This is a genomic window from Blastococcus sp. SYSU D00669 (assembly GCF_054050715.1).
This window is the reverse complement of sequence record NZ_JBJGZV010000007.1, coordinates 137314-154101: the sequence shown is the minus strand read 5'-3', so window position 1 is coordinate 154101 and position 16788 is coordinate 137314. Positions and strand designations below refer to the sequence as shown.

Below are 16788 nucleotides of genomic sequence, written 5' to 3'. Positions count from 1 at the left end.
GGCCGCACCTTCGGCGCCGGTCGGGTCAGTAATATCATCAATTAACACCCCGCTGAGGGGCGGGGGCCCTCCCGGCCGCCGCCCGTCTCCCGGGTCCACAGGACCCGGCCCGGTCCACCCGGACCCACCCCAGCTACAGACATACCGATCGGCAGGAGCGAAGAACAGCGATGGCGGGACAGAAGATCCGCATCCGGCTGAAGGCCTACGACCACGAGGCGATCGACGCCTCGGCGCGGCGCATCGTCGACACGGTGACCAAGACCGGTGCGCGCGTCGTCGGCCCGGTGCCGCTGCCGACGGAGAAGAACGTGTACTGCGTCATCCGCTCGCCGCACAAGTACAAGGACTCGCGCGAGCACTTCGAGATGCGCACGCACAAGCGCCTCATCGACATCCTCGACCCGACCCCGAAGACGGTCGACGCGCTCATGCGCATCGACCTGCCGGCCTCGGTCGACGTCAACATCCAGTAAGGGCTTTCAGCAGACATGGCGAGCACATTCCGCGGCCTCCTCGGAGAGAAGCTGGGCATGACCCAGGTCTTCGACGAGAACAACCGCATCGTGCCGGTGACCGTCGTCAAGGCCGGGCCGTGCGTGGTCACCCAGGTGCGCACCCCGGAGCGCGACGGCTACTCGGCCGTCCAGCTCGGGTTCGGCGAGATCGACCCGCGCAAGGTGAACAAGCCCGAGGGCGGGCACTTCGCCAAGGCGGGCGTGACCCCGCGCCGGCACCTGGTCGAGCTGCGCACCGAGGACGCCTCCACCTACGAGGTCGGCCAGGAGCTGACCGCCGAGGTGTTCGACGGCGTGGCCAAGGTCGACGTCATCGGCACCAGCAAGGGCAAGGGCACCGCCGGTGTCATGAAGCGCCACGGCTTCCGCGGCCTCGGCGCCGCGCACGGCACGCAGCGCAAGCACCGTTCGCCCGGCTCCATCGGTGGCGCGTCCACCCCGGGCCGCGTGTTCAAGGGCCTGCGCATGGCCGGCCGCATGGGTGCGGTGAAGACCACGACCCTGTCGCTCAACGTCCACAAGGTGGACACCGAGCGCGGTCTGCTGCTGATCAAGGGCGCCATCCCCGGCCCGAAGGGCGGCCTGGTGCTCGTCCGTTCGGCCGTCAAGGGCGGCCCCGTGGGGAGTGAGAAGTGACCAGCGCAACGCAGAGCCGGACCGACCGCACGGTCGACGTCCGCACGCCGGCGGGGGAGACCTCCGGCACCGCGACGCTGCCCGGTGAGCTGTTCGACACGACCGCCAGCGTCGCCCTGATGCACCAGGTGGTCGTGGCCCAGCTGGCCGCGGCCCGCCAGGGCACCCACGCGACCAAGACGCGTGGCCAGGTCAGCGGCGGTGGCGCCAAGCCGTACCGGCAGAAGGGCACCGGCCGCGCCCGTCAGGGCTCGACCCGCGCGCCGCAGTTCGAGGGCGGTGGCACCGTCCACGGCCCGCAGCCGCGCGACTACAGCCAGCGGACGCCCAAGAAGATGAAGGCCGCCGCCCTGCGCGGCGCCCTCTCCGACCGGGCCCGCGAGGGCCGCGTGCACGTGGTGAGCACCTTCGTCGACGGGGACGCCCCGAAGACCAAGGCCGCCATCGCCACGCTCAGCGCCGTCACCGACGCCAAGAAGGTGCTCGTCGTCCTCGACCGGGACGACGTCCTCAACTGGGTCAGCCTGCGCAACGAGCCGCGGGTGCACCTGCTCGAGGCCGGCCAGCTGAACACCTACGACGTCCTCAACGCCGACGACGTGGTCTTCACCGAGGCCGCGCTCGCCGAGTTCGTCGCCGGCCCGGCCCAGGGTCGGGGCGCCGGCGTCGACAAGCCCGACCTGACCACGCCGCACATCCCGGGCGCGATCCCGTCGATCGAGGGCGAGGGCACCACCGACCTCGACCTCGGCGAGGCGCCGGCCGAGCCGGCCCCGGCGAGGAAGGCCGCCGCCGTCGAGGCGCAGCCGGTGGCCGCGACCCCCGAGGACGCCGCCCCGGCCACCGCCGAGGAGGCAGCCGCGGCCCCGGCCGAGCAGGCCGAGGCCGCCAACGCCGGTGCCGGCGCCACCGCGCCCACCGAGGACGGCACCACCGACGCGAGCACCGAGGAGAAGGCATGAGCGTCCGCGACCCCCGGGACGTCCTGCTCGCCCCGGTCATCTCCGAGAAGAGCTACGGCCTCCTGGACGAGAACCAGTACACGTTCCTGGTCCTCCCCGAGGCGAACAAGACGCAGATCAAGATCGCTGTCGAGCAGGTCTTCGACGTGAAGGTGCTCGGCGTGAACACGGTCAACCGTCAGGGCAAGCGCAAGCGCAGCCGCGGCAACCGGATGGGCAAGCGCAAGGACACCAAGCGCGCCATCGTGTCGCTCGCGCCGGGCGACCGCATCGAGATCTTCGGCGGCCCGGGCGCCTGAGGCGCCTGAGCGACCAGGGACGAAGGACACGAGGGAACCAGTAATGGCTATCCGCAAGTACAAGCCGACGACGCCGGGCCGGCGTGGCTCGAGCGTCGCCGACTTCGCCGAGGTCACCCGCGACCACCCCGAGAAGTCGCTGGTCCGGCCGCTGCACGGCCGCGGTGGGCGCAACGTCCACGGCAAGGTGACGGCTCGGCACCAGGGCGGCGGGCACAAGCGGGCCTACCGGGTGATCGACTTCCGCCGGGCCGACAAGGACGGCGTGCCGGCCAAGGTCGCGCACATCGAGTACGACCCGAACCGCACCTCGCGGATCGCGCTGCTGCACTACGCCGACGGCGAGAAGCGCTACATCCTTGCGCCGGCCCGGCTCAAGCAGGGCGACACCGTCGAGTGCGGCCCCTCGGCCGACATCAAGCCGGGCAACAACCTGCCGCTGCGGAACATCCCTGTCGGCACCGTTGTTCATGCCATCGAGCTGCGTCCGGGCGGCGGGGCGAAGATCGCCCGCTCGGCCGGTACCAGCGTCCAGCTCGTCGCCCGCGAGGGCCGGCTGGCGCAGCTTCGCATGCCGTCGGGGGAGATCCGCAATGTCGACGTGCGCTGCCGCGCGACCGTCGGCGAGGTGGGCAACGCCGAGCAGTCGAACATCAACTGGGGCAAGGCGGGCCGCATGCGGTGGAAGGGCAAGCGCCCGACCGTCCGCGGTGTCGCCATGAACCCGGTCGACCACCCGCACGGCGGTGGTGAGGGGAAGACCTCCGGTGGTCGCCACCCGGTCAACCCGAAGGGCAAGCCCGAGGGCCGCACGCGCAAGCGCAAGGCCTCCGACGCCATGATCGTGCGCCGCCGGCGCGCCAACAAGAAGCGCTGAGCGGGTAGAGGAGTCCGACAGAGATGCCACGCAGCCTGAAGAAGGGCCCGTTCGTCGACGACCACCTGCTCAAGAAGGTGGACGCGCAGAACGAGAAGGGCACCAAGACCGTCATCCGCACCTGGTCGCGGCGCTCGACGATCATCCCCGACATGCTCGGGCACACGATCGCCGTGCACGACGGCCGCAAGCACGTCCCGGTGTTCGTGACCGAGGCGATGGTCGGGCACAAGCTCGGCGAGTTCGCGCCCACGCGCACGTTCCGTGGGCACGTCAAGGACGACCGCCGGTCGCGGCGCGGCTGAGGTAGAGAGAGATCACCATGACTTCCCAGTTGGGACAGGAGGCGCCGGTCGCCCGGGCTACGGCCCGGTTCGTCCGCGTGACCCCGATGAAGGCCCGCCGGGTGGTGGACCTGATCCGCTACCTGCCCGCCGACGAGGCGCTCGCCCTGCTGCGCTTCGCGCCGCAGGCCGCCAGCGAGCCGGTGGCCAAGGTCGTCGCCAGCGCGGTGGCCAACGCCGAGCACAACCTGCGGCTCGACCCGCAGGCCCTGGTGGTCAGCGCCGCGTTCGTGGACGAGGGCCCGACGATGAAGCGGATCCGCCCGCGTGCCCAGGGGCGCGCGTACCGCATCAACAAGCGGACCAGCCACATCACCGTCGAGGTGAGCGAGGTGACCGTCAGCCCGGAGCTGGCGTCCAAGTCGCGCAAGGCGCGGCGGGACACCGGCCAGTCGGGGCCGGCCGCCCAGCAGACCGGCCGTAAGAGCAACACGAGGGGAGGGACCCGCTAGTGGGTCAGAAGGTCAACCCGCACGGGTTCCGGCTCGGCATCACCACCGACTACAAGTCCCGGTGGTACGCCGACAAGCTGTACAAGGACTACGTCAAGGAAGACGTGGCCATCCGCAAGCTCATGAGCAAGGGCATGGAGCGGGCCGGCATCTCCAAGGTGGAGATCGAGCGCACCCGCGACCGCGTCCGCGTCGACATCCACACCGCCCGGCCGGGCATCGTCATCGGCCGCCGCGGCGCGGAGGCCGACCGCATCCGCGGTGAGCTCGAGAAGCTGACGGGCAAGCAGGTCCAGCTGAACATCCTCGAGGTGAAGAACCCCGAGGCCGACGCGCAGCTGGTCGCCCAGGCCGTCGCCGAGCAGCTCTCCAGCCGCGTGAGCTTCCGCCGCGCCATGCGCAAGGCCATGCAGTCCGCCCAGCGCAGCCCGCAGGTCAAGGGCATCCGGGTGCAGTGCTCCGGCCGCCTCGGCGGCACGGAGATGAGCCGGTCGGAGTTCTACCGCGAGGGTCGTGTGCCGCTGCACACGCTGCGCGCGAACATCGACTACGGCCTGTACGAGGCCCGGACCACCTTCGGCCGCATCGGCGTCAAGGTCTGGATCTACAAGGGCGACGTGAGCGGCTCCCGCGCCGAGCGCGAGGCCCTCGAGGCCCTGGCCGCCCGGCAGCAGCGCCGCGAGCGCTCGCAGCGCCCGCGCCGCTCGGGTTCGTCCGGCACCACCGCCGGCGGCACCGAGGCCGGTCGCGCCGCGGCGGAGTCCACCGACGCCCCGGCCGCGCCCGAGGTCGACACCACCAGCGCCGTCGCCGCCACCTCCGGCGACGTCGCCCCCGCGCAGAGCGTCGGCGAGGCCGCCGGCGCCGAGGGCACCGCCGCCGCCGAGTCGGCCGGTGCCGAGAACACGGAGGCCTGATCCCCATGCTGATCCCTCGGCGGGTCAAGCACCGCAAGCAGCACCACCCGAGCCGCTCCGGGCGCGCCAAGGGCGGCACCGAGATCAACTTCGGTGACTACGCCATCCAGGCGCTGGAGCCGGCCTACGTGACCAACCGGCAGATCGAGTCGGCCCGTATCGCCATGACGCGGCACATCCGTCGTGGCGGCAAGGTCTGGATCTCGATCTACCCGGACCGCCCGCTGACCAAGAAGCCGGCCGAGACCCGCATGGGTTCCGGCAAGGGCTCTCCGGAGTGGTGGGTGGCCAACGTGAAGCCCGGTCGCGTGCTCTTCGAGCTGTCCGGCGTCGCCGAGCCGGTGGCCCGCGAGGCCATGCGCCGCGCGATCCACAAGCTGCCGATGAAGTGCCGCTTCATCACGCGTGAAGGAGAGGTGTGATGGCTGCCGGTCTGACCGCTCCGGAGCTGCGTGAGCTCTCCGCCGACGAGCTGGCCTCCAAGCTGCGCGAGTCGAAGGAAGAGCTGTTCAACCTCCGCTTCCAGGTGGCCACCGGCCAGCTGGACAACAACCGGCGACTGCAGACGGTGCGCCGCGACATCGCCCGGATCTACACGATCATGCGCGAGCGCGAGCTCGGTCTGTCCGTCGCCCCGAACGAGGGTGTGGCATGAGCAGCCCCGAGACGCCTGTGAACGATTCCGTCGCGACCGGCCCCGGCCTGGCCGGCCGTGGCTACCGCAAGGTCCGCGAGGGCCTCGTGGTCAGCGACAAGATGGAGAAGACCATCGTCGTCGAGGTCGAGGACCGCGTGAAGCACGGCCTCTACGGCAAGGTCCTCCGCCGCACGAGCAAGCTGAAGGCCCACGACGAGCAGAACGTCGCGGGCGTCGGCGACCGCGTGCAGATCATGGAGACCCGGCCGCTGTCGGCCACCAAGCGGTGGCGGCTGGTCGAGGTCCTCGAGAAGGCCAAGTAAGGACCAGGTACCGTGGACGGTCGGCCCACCTCGGGCCGGCCTTCCGCGGACCCGACGGCCGGGGCGGTTCGCCTCCGGCCGTCTGCGCGTGACGAGAGCGGCGGAACGTCGGCCCCAGACGCGCAGCCGCGGCCCCAGGGCCTACAGCAGAAGTACGAAGACATAGGAGTAGGGACGTGATCCAGCAGGAGTCGCGACTGCGAGTCGCCGACAACACCGGGGCAAAGGAGATCCTCTGCATCCGGGTGCTCGGCGGTTCCGGGCGACGCTACGCGGGCATCGGCGACGTCATCGTCGCCACCGTGAAGGACGCGCTGCCCGGGGCCGGTGTGAAGCGGGGCGACGTCGTCAAGGCGGTCGTCGTCCGCACGGTGAAGGAGCGGCGTCGTCCGGACGGTTCCTACATCCGATTCGACGAGAACGCCGCGGTGATCATCCGCGACAGCGGCGACCCGCGCGGGACCCGCATCTTCGGCCCGGTCGGCCGCGAGCTGCGCGACAAGCGCTTCATGCGGATCATCTCGCTCGCCCCGGAGGTGTTGTGACCATGGCCGTCACGAAGAAGCAGAAGGCCGCGACCAGCCGCGCCAAGGCGCCGTCCATGAAGGTCAAGAAGGGCGACACCGTCCTGGTGCTGTCCGGCAAGGACAAGGGCGCCAAGGGCCGCGTCATCGCCGCCTACCCCCAGATCCAGAAGGTGCTCGTCGAGGGCGTCGGCCGGATTAAGAAGCACACGCGCATCAGCACCAGCCAGCGCGGTGCCCAGCAGGGCGGGATCGTCACGCAGGAGGCGCCCATCCACGTGAGCAACGTGATGGTGATCGACTCCGAGGACAAGCCGACCCGGGTCGGCTACCGCATCGACGAAGAAGGCCGCAAGGTCCGGGTCTCGCGGCGCACCGGTAAGGATCTCTGAGGACCATGAGCGCACCCACCCGTGAGCTGCCCCGGCTGCTCGAGCGCTACCGCGCGGAGATCGTGCCGGCGCTGCAGTCGGAGTTCGGCTACCAGAACGTCATGCAGATCCCGCGGCTGACCAAGATCGTGGTCAACATGGGCGTCGGCGAGGCGACCCGCGACGCGAAGCTGATGGACGGCGCGGTCCGCGACCTCACCGCCATCACCGGCCAGAAGCCGGCCGTCGTGCGGGCCCGCAAGTCCATCGCGCAGTTCAAGCTGCGCGAGGGCATGCCGATCGGCGCCAAGGTGACCCTGCGCGGCGACCGCATGTGGGAGTTCCTCGACCGCCTGCTGTCGCTCGCCCTGCCCCGCATCCGTGACTTTCGCGGCCTGAACGCCAAGCAGTTCGACGGCAACGGCAACTACACGTTCGGCCTGACCGAGCAGTCGATGTTCCGCGAGATCGACGTGGACAAGATCGACCGGCCGCGCGGCATGGACATCACGCTGGTCACCACCGCCACGACCGACGAGGAGGGTCGCGAGCTGCTCCGCCAGCTCGGCTTCCCCTTCGCCGGCCAGCCCGTCGTCACGACCACCCGCTGAGCCGGGGCAGGAGATACCGATGGCCAAGAAGGCTCTCATCAACAAGGCGGCCCGCAAGCCGAAGTTCGCGGTCCGCGGCTACACCCGCTGCCAGCGCTGCGGGCGTCCGCACGCGGTCTTCCGCAAGTTCGGCCTGTGCCGGATCTGCCTGCGGGAGATGGCCCACGCCGGGGAGCTCCCCGGCGTGAGCAAGTCCAGCTGGTAAGCACCACCTCACTGTTCGAGCAGTACTGATCGCCGACAGGCCCCGCGCCAAGTCCCGAGAGACCCGGCGCACGCGGAACCGCGGCGAGAGAGGCACCACACCGTCATGACGATGACCGACCCGATCGCGGACATGCTGACGCGGCTCCGCAACGCGAACTCCGCGTACCACGACTCCGCGACCATGCCGTCGTCGAAGTTGAAGACGCACATCGCCGAGATCCTCCAGCAGGAGGGCTACATCGCCGGCTGGAAGGTCAACGAGGTCGAGGTGGACGGCACCGTCCGCAAGGAGCTCGTCGTCGACCTGAAGTACGGCCCCAACCGCGAGCGGAGCATCGCCGGCGTCCGGCGGGTCTCCAAGCCCGGTCTGCGGGTGTACGCCAAGTCGAACTCCCTGCCCAAGGTCCTGGGCGGCCTCGGGGTGGCGATCATCTCCACCTCCAGCGGGCTGCTGACCGACAAGCAGGCGACCAAGAAGGGCGTGGGCGGGGAAGTCCTCGCCTACGTCTGGTAAGAGGAGCGAGCGAAGATGTCACGGATCGGACGACTGCCGATTCCGGTGCCCGGTGGTGTGGACGTCGCCATCGACGGCCGCACGGTGAACGTGAAGGGCCCCAAGGGTTCCCTCTCGCACACCGTCGCGGCCCCGATCACCGTCGAGCGCGGTGAGGACGGCACCCTCCTGGTCAAGCGGCCGGACGACGAGCGCGACAGCCGTGCCCTGCACGGCCTGTCCCGGACGCTCATCGCCAACATGATCACCGGCGTCACCCAGGGCTACAGCAAGACCCTGGAGATCGTCGGCGTGGGTTACCGCGTCCAGGCCCGCGGGTCGGACCTGGAGTTCGCGCTGGGGTACAGCCACCCGGTGCCGGTGAAGGCCCCCGAGGGCATCACCTTCACGGTCGAGGCGCCCACCCGGTTCCGGGTCGAGGGCATCGACAAGCAGCAGGTCGGCGAGGTAGCGGCCAAGATCCGCAAGCTCCGCAAGCCCGACCCCTACAAGGGCAAGGGCGTGCGGTACCAGGGCGAGGTCGTGAAGCGCAAGGTCGGGAAGACGGGTAAGTGATGGCTCAGGCAGAGAAGACCGCGCGGGTGCACAAGCCCGTCGGCACCGACGTCAGCACCGCGCGCCGCGTCTCGCGGCTGCGTCGCCACACCCGGCTGCGCAAGCGGGTCTCCGGCACGCCGGAGCGCCCCCGTCTGGTGGTCAACCGCAGCTCGCGGCACATCCACGTGCAGGTCGTCGACGACACCGTCGGCCGCACCGTGGTGAGCGCCTCGACGCTGGACGCCGACATCCGCGGCAGCGAGGGCGACAAGTCCGCCCTCGCCCGCAAGGTCGGCGCCCTGGTCGCCGAGCGCGCCAAGGCGGCCGGCATCACCGCGGTCGTCTTCGACCGCGGTGGCAACCGCTACGCCGGGCGGATCGCCGCCCTGGCCGACGGCGCCCGCGAGGGCGGGCTGGACTTCTGATGAACGCTTCTGAACTGATCGAGAGGGACGTCTGATGCCAGGACCACAGCGACGCGGCGGCGGCGCCGGCGGCGGCAACGACCGCCGCGACCGTCGTGACGGCGGGCGGGGCCAGGGAGGCGCTCCCGCCGAGAAGAGCAACTTCATCGAGCGCGTGGTGGCCATCAACCGCGTGTCCAAGGTCGTCAAGGGCGGTCGGCGCTTCAGCTTCACCGCGCTGGTCGTCGTCGGCGACGGCGACGGCACCGTGGGCGTCGGCTACGGCAAGGCCAAGGAGGTGCCCGCGGCCATCGCCAAGGGCGTCGAGGAGGCCAAGAAGCACTTCTACAAGGTGCCCCGCATCGCCAGCACGATCCCGCACCCCGTGCAGGGCGAGGCGGCGGCCGGCGTCGTGCTGCTCAAGCCGGCCAGCCCCGGTACCGGTGTCATCGCCGGTGGTCCGGTGCGCGCCGTCCTGGAGTGCGCGGGCATCCACGACGTGCTCTCCAAGAGCCTGGGTTCGTCGAACCCGATCAACATCGTGCACGCGACGATGCAGGCGCTGAAGGACCTCGTGCGTCCCGAGGAGATCGCGGCCCGCCGTGGTCTGCCGCTCGAGGACGTCGCTCCGGCCGCCATGCTCCGCGCGCGTGCGGGCCAGGGGGTCTGAGATGGCGCAGCTGAAGGTCACCCAGATCCGGTCGGCGATCGGCACCAAGCCCAACCAGCGGCAGACGCTGCGGTCCCTGGGCCTGAAGCGGATCAACGACACGGTCGTGCAGGAGGACCGTCCCGAGATCCGCGGGATGGTCGCGACGGTGCCGCACCTGGTGCGCGTCGAAGAGATCAGCTGAGCAGGGAATCACGATGACTCTCAAGGTCCACCACCTGCGCCCGGCCAAGGGCGCCCACACGCCGAAGACCCGCGTGGGTCGCGGTGAGGGCTCCAAGGGCAAGACCGCCGGCCGCGGCACGAAGGGCACCGGCGCGCGGGGCAACGTCTCCGCCCGCTTCGAAGGTGGCCAGACGCCGCTGCACATGCGGCTGCCGAAGCTGTCCGGGTTCAAGAACCCGAACAAGGTCGTCTTCCAGGTCGTCAACCTCGACCGGATCGCGGCGCTGTTCCCGAACGGCGGCTCGATCAACCCCGACAGCCTGGCCGAGGCGGGCGCGGTCCGTCGCGGCCAGCCGGTCAAGGTGCTCGGTACCGGCGACCTGGGCGGCATCGAGGTGCACGTGCACGCGCACGGCTTCTCGTCGTCCGCCGCCGAGAAGATCGCCGCTGCCGGGGGCAGCACCACCCTCATCTGAACCACGGTGACCCCGGGGCGGCTCTCCCGCCCCGGGGTCACGTGCTGCCCGGCCTTCCACAGGAGTGGCCGGGCACGTTGCTAATCTCGAACGACCGACCAGGGGAGGGCACGTGCTGCAGGCGTTCGCCGCGGCGTTCCGGACGCCAGACCTCCGGCGCAAGCTGCTGTTCTCCCTGGCGATCATCGCCGTGTACCGCCTGGGCGCCAGCGTGCCCGGTCCCGGTGTGTCGGTCGCCGCGATCAACAGCTGCCTCGACGCCGCCAGCCAGGGCGCCCAGCGCGACGTCTACTCGCTGGTGAACCTGTTCTCCGGCGGGGCGCTGCTGCGCCTGTCGGTGTTCGCGCTCGGGATCATGCCGTACATCACGGCCAGCATCATCATCCAGCTGCTGGTCGTGGTGATCCCGCGGTTCGAGCAGCTGAAGAAGGAAGGGCAGTCTGGCCAGCAGAAGCTGACCCAGTACACCCGCTACCTGACGATCGCCCTGGCGATCCTGCAGAGCACCGGCATCATCGCCCTGGCCCGCAGCGGCCAGCTGTTCCCCGAGTGCCAGCAGGAGATCATCCCCGACGACTCGGTGTGGACGACGGTCATCCTGGTGACCGCGCTGACCGCCGGCACCGCCGTCATCATGTGGCTCGGCGAGCTGCTGACCGAGAAGGGCATCGGCAACGGCATGTCCGTGCTGATCTTCACCTCGATCGCGGCGCGGATCCCTGCCGAGGGCGGCTCGATCCTGCAGACCCGCGGCGTGCTGGTCTTCACGCTCATCTGCCTGCTGGCCCTGCTGATCATCGGGGCGGTCGTCTACGTCGAACAGGCGCAACGACGCATCCCCGTGCAGTACGCCAAGCGGATGGTCGGCCGCCGCATGTACGGCGGCACCTCGACCTACCTCCCGCTCAAGGTCAACCAGGCCGGCGTCATCCCGGTCATCTTCGCGTCGTCCCTGCTGTACCTGCCGCAGCTGATCACCCAGCTGCAGGGCGACGAGACCGGACCGGTCCGGCAGTTCTTCGAGACCTACGTCATCGACCAGAGCAGCCCGTTCCACATCGCCCTGTACTTCGGCCTGATCGTGTTCTTCACGTACTTCTACGTGTCGATCACCTTCAACCCGGAGGAGCGGGCCGACGACATGAAGCGCTACGGCGGCTTCATCCCCGGCATCCGTCCCGGCCGGCCGACGGCCGAGTACCTGCAGTACGTGCTCTCCCGGATCACCCTCCCGGGTTCGATCTACCTCGGGCTCGTGGCAGTCTTGCCGAACTTCTTCCTGTCCATCACGCAGCAGGGGCAGAACCAGAACTTCCCGTTCGGCGGGACCGCGGTGCTCATCATGGTCGGAGTGGGGTTGGAGACGGTGAAGCAGATCGAGACGCAACTGAACCAGCGCAACTACGAAGGGTTCCTGAAGTAGTGCGCGTCGTCCTGCTCGGGCCGCCGGGGGCCGGCAAGGGCACGCAGGCGCAGATCATCGCGGGGCGGCTCGGCGTCCCGGCCATCTCGACCGGCGACATCTTCCGCGCCAACGTCAGCGGCAAGACCGACCTGGGTCGGCAGGCCAAGGTCTACATGGACGCCGGCGACCTCGTCCCCGACGAGATCACCGTGGCCATGGTCAGCGACCGGCTGGCCGAGCCGGACGCCAAGGCCGGGTTCCTGCTCGACGGCTTCCCCCGCACCATCCCGCAGGCCGAGCAGCTGCGCGCCTCGCTCGTCGAGCTCGGTGGCGCCCTCGACCGCGTGCTCGAGCTCGTCGTCGACGAGGACGAGCTGGTCCGCCGGCTGTCCGGGCGGCGCATGCTCGTCGACGGCCAGTGGGTGCAGCGCGACGACGACAAGCCGGAGACCGTCCGCCACCGGCTCGAGGTGTACCGGGAACAGACGGCCCCGCTGTCGGGGTTCTACGAGTCCGAAGGCCTCCTCTCGCGGATCGACGCCATCGGCGAGATCGAGGAGGTCACCGCCCGCGCGATGGCCGCGCTGGGCCGGTCGGACGGCGCGCAGCCGCACGCAGACTGAGGGCAGCGCGGGAATGGGTAACCAGCTCCTGGCCCGCATCCCGCTGCTGGCGAAGTGGAGTGGACGCATGATCCAGATCAAGACACCGCACGAGATCGAGCTCATGCGCGCCTCCGGGCTGATCACCTTCGGGGCGCTGCAGGCGGTCAAGGCCGCCGTCCGCCCCGGGGTGAGCACCAAGGAGCTGGACGCCGTCGCCGAGGACTACATCCGCTCCCACGGCGCGGTGCCGAACTTCCTCGGCTACCACGGGTTCACCGGCACCATCTGCGCGTCGATCAACGACGAGATCGTGCACGGGATCCCGAACCCCGACCGCCGGCTGGCCGAGGGGGACAACATCTCCATCGACTGCGGCGCGATCCTCGACGGCTGGCACAGCGACTCGGCCGTCACGGTGACGGTGGGGGAGCCGTCCCCGGAGGACGCGGCGCTGCTCGACGTCACCGAGCGGTCGATGTGGGCCGGCCTGGCGCGGGCCGTCGCCGGCGGCCGGCTGACCGACATCAGCCACGCCGTGGAGGAGGTCATCACCGCCGAGGCGCACCCGTACGGGATCGTCGACCACTACGGCGGCCACGGCATCGGCACCGAGATGCACCAGGACCCGCACGTCCTCAACTACGGCCGCCCCGGCCGCGGCCCCAAGCTGGTGCCCGGTCTGGTGCTCGCCATCGAGCCGATGGTCACCGTGGGCGACCCGGCGACCGCCGAGCTCGAGGACGGCTGGACGGTCGTCACCAAGGACGGCTCGCGCGCCGCGCACTTCGAGCACACGGTGGCGATCACCCCCGAGGGCCCGTGGGTCCTCACCGCCGAGGACGGCGGGGCCGCGGGGCTGGCGCCCCACGGCGTCACGGTCCGTCGCTGACGGAAGTCGCTGCGCTGCTCGTCACCCCCGACCCGGGTTGGTGACGGCTGGGACAGCGGGGTACAGTGGCCTGTGGCGTTCGCGCCGCTCTGTCGTCGTGCTGTGGCCGCGTGACGCAGGGCGCCCTCGCGAGGACGTCAGGCACCACCAGTTCTGCAAACCACCGCGCGTCCACCGCCGGGTTCCGGCGTGGGCGCAGATCGAATCAGGAGGCCGTGTCGGGCATGGCGAAGAAGGACGGGGCCATCGAGGTCGAGGGTCGCGTCGTCGAGCCGCTGCCCAACGCGATGTTCCGGGTCGAGCTGCAGAACGGGCACCGGGTGCTCGCCCACATCAGCGGCAAGATGCGTCAGCACTACATCCGCATCCTGCCCGAGGACCGCGTGGTCGTGGAGCTCTCGCCCTACGACCTGACCCGCGGTCGCATCGTCTACCGCTACAAGTGACCACCGGCGCGCCGCGCACCGCGGCGCGCGAGGGTGGCCCGATCAGAAGGAATGAGGGGCGGCACCGGTGAAGGTCCAGCCGTCGGTGAAGAAGATCTGCGACAAGTGCAAGGTGATCCGCCGGCACGGCCGGGTCATGGTCATCTGCGACAACGCCCGGCACAAGCAGCGCCAGGGCTGAGTCGGAACAGGACTGGGAGTACCTAGAACATGGCACGACTGGCCGGCGTCGACCTGCCCCGCGAGAAGCGGACGGAGATCGCGCTCACGTACATCTACGGCATCGGCAAGGCCCACGCCAAGGAGACCCTGGCCGCGACGGGCGTCAGCCCCGACCTGCGCGTCAAGGACCTCGGCGACGAGGACCTGCTGAAGCTCCGCGACTACATCGACGAGCACTTCCGCGTCGAGGGTGACCTCCGCCGCGAGGTGGCCGCCGACATCCGCCGCAAGGTGGAGATCGGCTGCTACCAGGGGCTCCGCCACCGCCGCGGGCTGCCGGTCCACGGCCAGCGCACCCGCACCAACGCGCGCTCGAGCAAGGGCCCGCGCAAGACCATCGCCGGCAAGAAGAAGGCCGGCAAGAAGTAAGCCGCCACGCGCGCGGTCGCAGCTACCCCGAGAGGGCGGGAGCGACCGCGCGCGGCGCGCTGTTCTTGGCCATTCGTCAGAAGGACACGGAAAAGACTCATGCCTCCCAGGGCTCGCGCTGCGGCCGGCGCCAAGAAGGTCCGCCGCAAGGAGAAGAAGAACGTCGCCCACGGCGCCGCGCACATCAAGAGCACGTTCAACAACACGATCGTGTCGATCACCGACCCCAACGGGAACGTGATCAGCTGGGCCTCCGCCGGCCACGTCGGCTTCAAGGGCTCGCGCAAGTCCACGCCGTTCGCGGCGCAGATGGCCGCGGAGAACGCCGCCCGCAAGGCGCAGGAGCACGGCATGCGCAAGGTCGACGTCTTCGTCAAGGGCCCGGGCTCGGGCCGGGAGACCGCGATCCGCTCGCTGCAGGCCACCGGCCTCGAGGTGGGCCAGATCCAGGACGTCACCCCGCAGCCGCACAACGGCTGCCGCCCGAAGAAGCGTCGCCGGGTCTGACCGGCCACTGACGAGACGAACGAGGAGAACCCGACGTGGCCCGCTACACCGGTGCCGACTGCCGCATGTGCCGGCGCGAGAAGATGAAGCTGTTCCTCAAGGGCAGCAAGTGCGAGTCCCCGAAGTGCCCGATCGAGATCCGGCCGTACCCGCCGGGCGAGCACGGCCGGGGCCGCAGCAAGGACAGCGAGTACCTGCTGCAGCTGCGCGAGAAGCAGAAGGCCCGCCGCATCTACGGCGTGCTCGAGAAGCAGTTCCGCGGCTACTACGAAGAGGCCAACCGCAAGACGGGCAAGACCGGTGAGGTCCTGCTGCAGATCCTCGAGTCGCGGCTGGACAACGTGGTCTACCGGGCCGGCTTCGCCGAGTCCCGCGACATGGCCCGCCAGCTGGTCCGCCACGGGCACATCCGGGTCAACGGCCGCAAGGTCGACATCCCGTCGTACCGCGTGAGCGAGAACGACATCATCGAGGTCGCCGAGAAGTCGCGCCGCATGGTGCCCTTCGAGATCGCCCAGGCCCGCGCCGGCGAGCGCCCGGTGCCGCCGTGGCTCGAGGTCATCAGCAGCCAGCTGCGCGTCCTCGTGCACAGCGTCCCGGCCCGGCAGGTCATCGACACCCCGGTCCAGGAGCAGCTGATCGTCGAGCTCTACTCCAAGTAGCAGCTCGTCGGCCTGCGGCAGGGGCTCCGGCTCCTGCCGCAGGTCCGGCCCCGGCGGGCGGACAGATGCCCGCCGGCGCCCGCACCACCCCCCTCACGGCGTCATATGGCGGGCGCCGGAGGACCTGAAGGAGAAGCAGTCCCATGCTCATCGCACAGCGCCCCACGCTGACCGAGGAGACCATCTCCGAGCAGCGCTCGCGGTTCGTGATCGAGCCGCTCGAGCCGGGCTTCGGCTACACCCTCGGCAACTCCCTGCGGCGGACGCTCCTGTCCTCGATCCCCGGTGCGGCCGTCACCAGCATCCGGATCGAGGGCACCCTGCACGAGTTCACCACCGTGCCGGGCGTCAAGGAGGACGTCACCGAGATCATCCTCAACCTCAAGGGCCTGGTCGTCAGCTCCGACTCCGACGAGCCGGTGACCATGTACCTGCGCAAGCAGGGCCCGGGTGAGGTCACCGCCGCGGACATCGCGCCGCCGGCCGGTGTCGAGGTGCACAACCCCGACCTGCACATCGCGACCCTCAACGGCAAGGGCCGCCTGGAGATCGAGCTGGTCGTCGAGCGCGGTCGCGGCTACGTGCCGGCGCCGCAGAACAAGCAGCCCGGCCAGGAGATCGGCCGCATCCCCGTCGACTCGATCTACTCGCCGGTCCTCAAGGTCACCTACGCCGTCGAGGCGACCCGTGTCGAGCAGCGGACCGACTTCGACCGCCTCGTCGTCGACGTCGAGACCAAGCCGTCGATCGCCCCCCGGGACGCGATCGCCAGCGCCGGCTCCACGCTGGTCGAGCTGTTCGGCCTGCTGCGCGAGCTGAACATCGACGCCGAGGGCATCGAGGTCGGCCCCAGCCCGGCCGAGGCCGCCGACATCGCCAACTTCTCGATGCCGATCGAGGACATGGACCTCACCGTCCGGTCCTACAACTGCCTCAAGCGCGAGGGCGTGCACACCGTCGGTGAGCTCGTCACCCGCTCGGAGGCGGACCTGCTCGACATCCGCAACTTCGGGGCCAAGTCCATCGACGAGGTCAAGATGAAGCTCGCGGCGATGGGTCTCGCGCTGAAGGACAGCCCGCCCGGGTTCATCCCCACCTCGGTCGAGAGCTACGACGAGGGCTACGAGACCGACGCGTACCACGGCACCGCCGAGTACGGCAGCCCCTACGGGGACGCGCAGTACGACGACACCGCGTACCAGGAGACCGAGCAGCTCTGACGCTGCACGGCCGGGCAGC

30 protein-coding genes are annotated in these 16788 nt (G+C 70.2%); all 30 read left to right on the top strand.

The genetic code is table 11. The features are described from left to right. Positions 1–170 precede the first annotated feature (170 nt). Positions 171–476 carry a 30S ribosomal protein S10 gene (gene rpsJ / locus ACI8AF_RS07650; protein ID WP_014742859.1) on the top strand — a complete coding sequence of 102 codons (306 nt, stop codon included), beginning with the start codon at positions 171–173 and terminating at the stop codon, positions 474–476. Between the two features lie 15 nt (positions 477–491). Further along, positions 492–1154 carry a 50S ribosomal protein L3 gene (gene rplC, locus ACI8AF_RS07645; RefSeq protein ID WP_456539089.1) on the top strand — a complete coding sequence of 221 codons (663 nt, stop codon included), beginning with the start codon at positions 492–494 and terminating at the stop codon, positions 1152–1154. After that, positions 1151–2116 (top strand): 50S ribosomal protein L4, encoded by a 966-nt coding sequence (gene rplD, locus ACI8AF_RS07640; protein WP_456539088.1) that lies wholly within the window; start codon positions 1151–1153, stop codon positions 2114–2116. Before rplC ends, rplD begins: the two co-directional genes overlap by 4 nt. Beyond that, complete coding sequence (gene rplW / locus ACI8AF_RS07635) at positions 2113–2415, top strand: 50S ribosomal protein L23 (RefSeq protein WP_456539087.1); 303 nt, start codon at positions 2113–2115, stop codon at positions 2413–2415. The genes rplD and rplW overlap by 4 nt, the downstream gene beginning before the upstream one ends. A 43-nt stretch (positions 2416–2458) precedes the next feature. After that, positions 2459–3292 (top strand): 50S ribosomal protein L2, encoded by an 834-nt coding sequence (rplB, locus tag ACI8AF_RS07630; RefSeq protein WP_456539086.1) that lies wholly within the window; start codon positions 2459–2461, stop codon positions 3290–3292. Positions 3293–3315: 23 nt separating this feature from the next. Next, a complete protein-coding gene (rpsS, locus tag ACI8AF_RS07625; protein WP_089402109.1) occupies positions 3316–3597 on the top strand; it encodes a 30S ribosomal protein S19 in 282 nt (93 codons plus the stop codon). Between the two features lie 17 nt (positions 3598–3614). Then, positions 3615–4088 carry a 50S ribosomal protein L22 gene (gene rplV, locus ACI8AF_RS07620; RefSeq protein ID WP_456539085.1) on the top strand — a complete coding sequence of 158 codons (474 nt, stop codon included), beginning with the start codon at positions 3615–3617 and terminating at the stop codon, positions 4086–4088. Continuing rightward, positions 4088–5005: a 30S ribosomal protein S3 gene (gene rpsC, locus ACI8AF_RS07615; RefSeq protein ID WP_456539084.1), complete on the top strand. Its 918-nt coding sequence runs from the start codon at positions 4088–4090 to the stop codon at positions 5003–5005. Before rplV ends, rpsC begins: the two co-directional genes overlap by 1 nt. Positions 5006–5010: 5 nt before the next feature. Beyond that, complete coding sequence (rplP, locus tag ACI8AF_RS07610; RefSeq protein WP_456539083.1) at positions 5011–5427, top strand: 50S ribosomal protein L16; 417 nt, start codon at positions 5011–5013, stop codon at positions 5425–5427. Beyond that, positions 5427–5660 (top strand): 50S ribosomal protein L29, encoded by a 234-nt coding sequence (gene rpmC, locus ACI8AF_RS07605; RefSeq protein ID WP_456539082.1) that lies wholly within the window; start codon positions 5427–5429, stop codon positions 5658–5660. The genes rplP and rpmC overlap by 1 nt, the downstream gene beginning before the upstream one ends. Then, positions 5657–5965, top strand: coding sequence for a 30S ribosomal protein S17 (gene rpsQ / locus ACI8AF_RS07600; RefSeq protein WP_456539081.1), 309 nt, complete (start codon positions 5657–5659; stop codon positions 5963–5965). The genes rpmC and rpsQ overlap by 4 nt, the downstream gene beginning before the upstream one ends. Positions 5966–6141: 176 nt before the next feature. Then, entirely contained in the window at positions 6142–6510 is a 369-nt protein-coding gene (gene rplN, locus ACI8AF_RS07595; protein ID WP_012950472.1) for a 50S ribosomal protein L14, read from the top strand. 2 nt (positions 6511–6512) lie between these two features. Beyond that, complete coding sequence (gene rplX, locus ACI8AF_RS07590; RefSeq protein ID WP_456539080.1) at positions 6513–6881, top strand: 50S ribosomal protein L24; 369 nt, start codon at positions 6513–6515, stop codon at positions 6879–6881. A 5-nt stretch (positions 6882–6886) separates the two neighbouring features. Further along, positions 6887–7471 (top strand): 50S ribosomal protein L5, encoded by a 585-nt coding sequence (gene rplE, locus ACI8AF_RS07585; protein WP_456539079.1) that lies wholly within the window; start codon positions 6887–6889, stop codon positions 7469–7471. Between the two features lie 19 nt (positions 7472–7490). Next, positions 7491–7676 carry a type Z 30S ribosomal protein S14 gene (locus ACI8AF_RS07580; protein ID WP_113838243.1) on the top strand — a complete coding sequence of 62 codons (186 nt, stop codon included), beginning with the start codon at positions 7491–7493 and terminating at the stop codon, positions 7674–7676. 111 nt (positions 7677–7787) lie between these two features. Continuing rightward, positions 7788–8192, top strand: a complete 405-nt coding sequence (gene rpsH / locus ACI8AF_RS07575) for a 30S ribosomal protein S8 (protein ID WP_456539078.1) — start codon at positions 7788–7790, stop codon at positions 8190–8192. A 15-nt stretch (positions 8193–8207) separates the two neighbouring features. Continuing rightward, positions 8208–8747 (top strand): 50S ribosomal protein L6, encoded by a 540-nt coding sequence (gene rplF / locus ACI8AF_RS07570; protein ID WP_456539077.1) that lies wholly within the window; start codon positions 8208–8210, stop codon positions 8745–8747. Further along, positions 8747–9154, top strand: coding sequence for a 50S ribosomal protein L18 (gene rplR, locus ACI8AF_RS07565; protein WP_456539076.1), 408 nt, complete (start codon positions 8747–8749; stop codon positions 9152–9154). The genes rplF and rplR overlap by 1 nt, the downstream gene beginning before the upstream one ends. A gap of 34 nt (positions 9155–9188) precedes the next feature. Then, positions 9189–9803, top strand: a complete 615-nt coding sequence (gene rpsE / locus ACI8AF_RS07560; protein ID WP_456539075.1) for a 30S ribosomal protein S5 — start codon at positions 9189–9191, stop codon at positions 9801–9803. A gap of 1 nt (position 9804) precedes the next feature. Further along, positions 9805–9987: a 50S ribosomal protein L30 gene (gene rpmD / locus ACI8AF_RS07555; protein WP_456539074.1), complete on the top strand. Its 183-nt coding sequence runs from the start codon at positions 9805–9807 to the stop codon at positions 9985–9987. 13 nt (positions 9988–10000) lie between these two features. Continuing rightward, positions 10001–10444 (top strand): 50S ribosomal protein L15, encoded by a 444-nt coding sequence (rplO, locus tag ACI8AF_RS07550; protein ID WP_456539073.1) that lies wholly within the window; start codon positions 10001–10003, stop codon positions 10442–10444. 112 nt (positions 10445–10556) lie between these two features. Next, the gene (gene secY, locus ACI8AF_RS07545; RefSeq protein WP_456539072.1) at positions 10557–11867 is read left to right on the top strand and encodes a preprotein translocase subunit SecY; all 1311 of its coding nucleotides are present in this window, start codon (positions 10557–10559) and stop codon (positions 11865–11867) included. Next, positions 11867–12472, top strand: a complete 606-nt coding sequence (locus ACI8AF_RS07540) for an adenylate kinase (RefSeq protein WP_456539071.1) — start codon at positions 11867–11869, stop codon at positions 12470–12472. The genes secY and ACI8AF_RS07540 overlap by 1 nt, the downstream gene beginning before the upstream one ends. Positions 12473–12485: 13 nt before the next feature. Continuing rightward, entirely contained in the window at positions 12486–13343 is an 858-nt protein-coding gene (gene map / locus ACI8AF_RS07535) for a type I methionyl aminopeptidase (protein ID WP_456539070.1), read from the top strand. A 224-nt stretch (positions 13344–13567) separates the two neighbouring features. Next, a complete protein-coding gene (gene infA, locus ACI8AF_RS07530) occupies positions 13568–13789 on the top strand; it encodes a translation initiation factor IF-1 (RefSeq protein ID WP_012950459.1) in 222 nt (73 codons plus the stop codon). A 67-nt stretch (positions 13790–13856) separates the two neighbouring features. Continuing rightward, the gene (gene rpmJ, locus ACI8AF_RS07525) at positions 13857–13970 is read left to right on the top strand and encodes a 50S ribosomal protein L36 (protein WP_012950458.1); all 114 of its coding nucleotides are present in this window, start codon (positions 13857–13859) and stop codon (positions 13968–13970) included. A 29-nt stretch (positions 13971–13999) separates the two neighbouring features. Beyond that, positions 14000–14380, top strand: coding sequence for a 30S ribosomal protein S13 (gene rpsM / locus ACI8AF_RS07520; RefSeq protein WP_456539069.1), 381 nt, complete (start codon positions 14000–14002; stop codon positions 14378–14380). 99 nt (positions 14381–14479) lie between these two features. After that, complete coding sequence (rpsK, locus tag ACI8AF_RS07515; RefSeq protein WP_014377968.1) at positions 14480–14887, top strand: 30S ribosomal protein S11; 408 nt, start codon at positions 14480–14482, stop codon at positions 14885–14887. A gap of 35 nt (positions 14888–14922) precedes the next feature. Next, positions 14923–15549, top strand: coding sequence for a 30S ribosomal protein S4 (rpsD, locus tag ACI8AF_RS07510; protein WP_456539068.1), 627 nt, complete (start codon positions 14923–14925; stop codon positions 15547–15549). A 143-nt stretch (positions 15550–15692) separates the two neighbouring features. Further along, positions 15693–16769 carry a DNA-directed RNA polymerase subunit alpha gene (locus ACI8AF_RS07505; protein ID WP_456539067.1) on the top strand — a complete coding sequence of 359 codons (1077 nt, stop codon included), beginning with the start codon at positions 15693–15695 and terminating at the stop codon, positions 16767–16769. Positions 16770–16788 lie beyond the last annotated feature (19 nt).

Bases quoted from the DNA above. Each gene is read 5' to 3' on its own strand.
- ACI8AF_RS07505 (WP_456539067.1), top strand. From the start codon at position 15,693: ATGCTCATCGCACAGCGCCCCACGCTGACCGAGGAGACCATCTCCGAG.
- rpsE (WP_456539075.1), top strand. From the start codon at position 9,189: ATGCCAGGACCACAGCGACGCGGCGGCGGCGCCGGCGGCGGCAACGAC.
- rplR (WP_456539076.1), top strand. From the start codon at position 8,747: ATGGCTCAGGCAGAGAAGACCGCGCGGGTGCACAAGCCCGTCGGCACC.
- rpsJ (WP_014742859.1), top strand. From the start codon at position 171: ATGGCGGGACAGAAGATCCGCATCCGGCTGAAGGCCTACGACCACGAG.
- rplV (WP_456539085.1), top strand. From the start codon at position 3,615: ATGACTTCCCAGTTGGGACAGGAGGCGCCGGTCGCCCGGGCTACGGCC.
- infA (WP_012950459.1), top strand. From the start codon at position 13,568: ATGGCGAAGAAGGACGGGGCCATCGAGGTCGAGGGTCGCGTCGTCGAG.
- rplO (WP_456539073.1), top strand. From the start codon at position 10,001: ATGACTCTCAAGGTCCACCACCTGCGCCCGGCCAAGGGCGCCCACACG.
- rplX (WP_456539080.1), top strand. From the start codon at position 6,513: ATGGCCGTCACGAAGAAGCAGAAGGCCGCGACCAGCCGCGCCAAGGCG.
- rplW (WP_456539087.1), top strand. From the start codon at position 2,113: ATGAGCGTCCGCGACCCCCGGGACGTCCTGCTCGCCCCGGTCATCTCC.
- rpsM (WP_456539069.1), top strand. From the start codon at position 14,000: ATGGCACGACTGGCCGGCGTCGACCTGCCCCGCGAGAAGCGGACGGAG.
- rpsK (WP_014377968.1), top strand. From the start codon at position 14,480: ATGCCTCCCAGGGCTCGCGCTGCGGCCGGCGCCAAGAAGGTCCGCCGC.
- rplB (WP_456539086.1), top strand. From the start codon at position 2,459: ATGGCTATCCGCAAGTACAAGCCGACGACGCCGGGCCGGCGTGGCTCG.
- ACI8AF_RS07580 (WP_113838243.1), top strand. From the start codon at position 7,491: ATGGCCAAGAAGGCTCTCATCAACAAGGCGGCCCGCAAGCCGAAGTTC.
- rplC (WP_456539089.1), top strand. From the start codon at position 492: ATGGCGAGCACATTCCGCGGCCTCCTCGGAGAGAAGCTGGGCATGACC.
- rpsQ (WP_456539081.1), top strand. From the start codon at position 5,657: ATGAGCAGCCCCGAGACGCCTGTGAACGATTCCGTCGCGACCGGCCCC.
- rpsS (WP_089402109.1), top strand. From the start codon at position 3,316: ATGCCACGCAGCCTGAAGAAGGGCCCGTTCGTCGACGACCACCTGCTC.
- rpmD (WP_456539074.1), top strand. From the start codon at position 9,805: ATGGCGCAGCTGAAGGTCACCCAGATCCGGTCGGCGATCGGCACCAAG.
- rpsH (WP_456539078.1), top strand. From the start codon at position 7,788: ATGACCGACCCGATCGCGGACATGCTGACGCGGCTCCGCAACGCGAAC.
- rplE (WP_456539079.1), top strand. From the start codon at position 6,887: ATGAGCGCACCCACCCGTGAGCTGCCCCGGCTGCTCGAGCGCTACCGC.
- rplF (WP_456539077.1), top strand. From the start codon at position 8,208: ATGTCACGGATCGGACGACTGCCGATTCCGGTGCCCGGTGGTGTGGAC.
- rplP (WP_456539083.1), top strand. From the start codon at position 5,011: ATGCTGATCCCTCGGCGGGTCAAGCACCGCAAGCAGCACCACCCGAGC.
- rpmC (WP_456539082.1), top strand. From the start codon at position 5,427: ATGGCTGCCGGTCTGACCGCTCCGGAGCTGCGTGAGCTCTCCGCCGAC.
- map (WP_456539070.1), top strand. From the start codon at position 12,486: ATGGGTAACCAGCTCCTGGCCCGCATCCCGCTGCTGGCGAAGTGGAGT.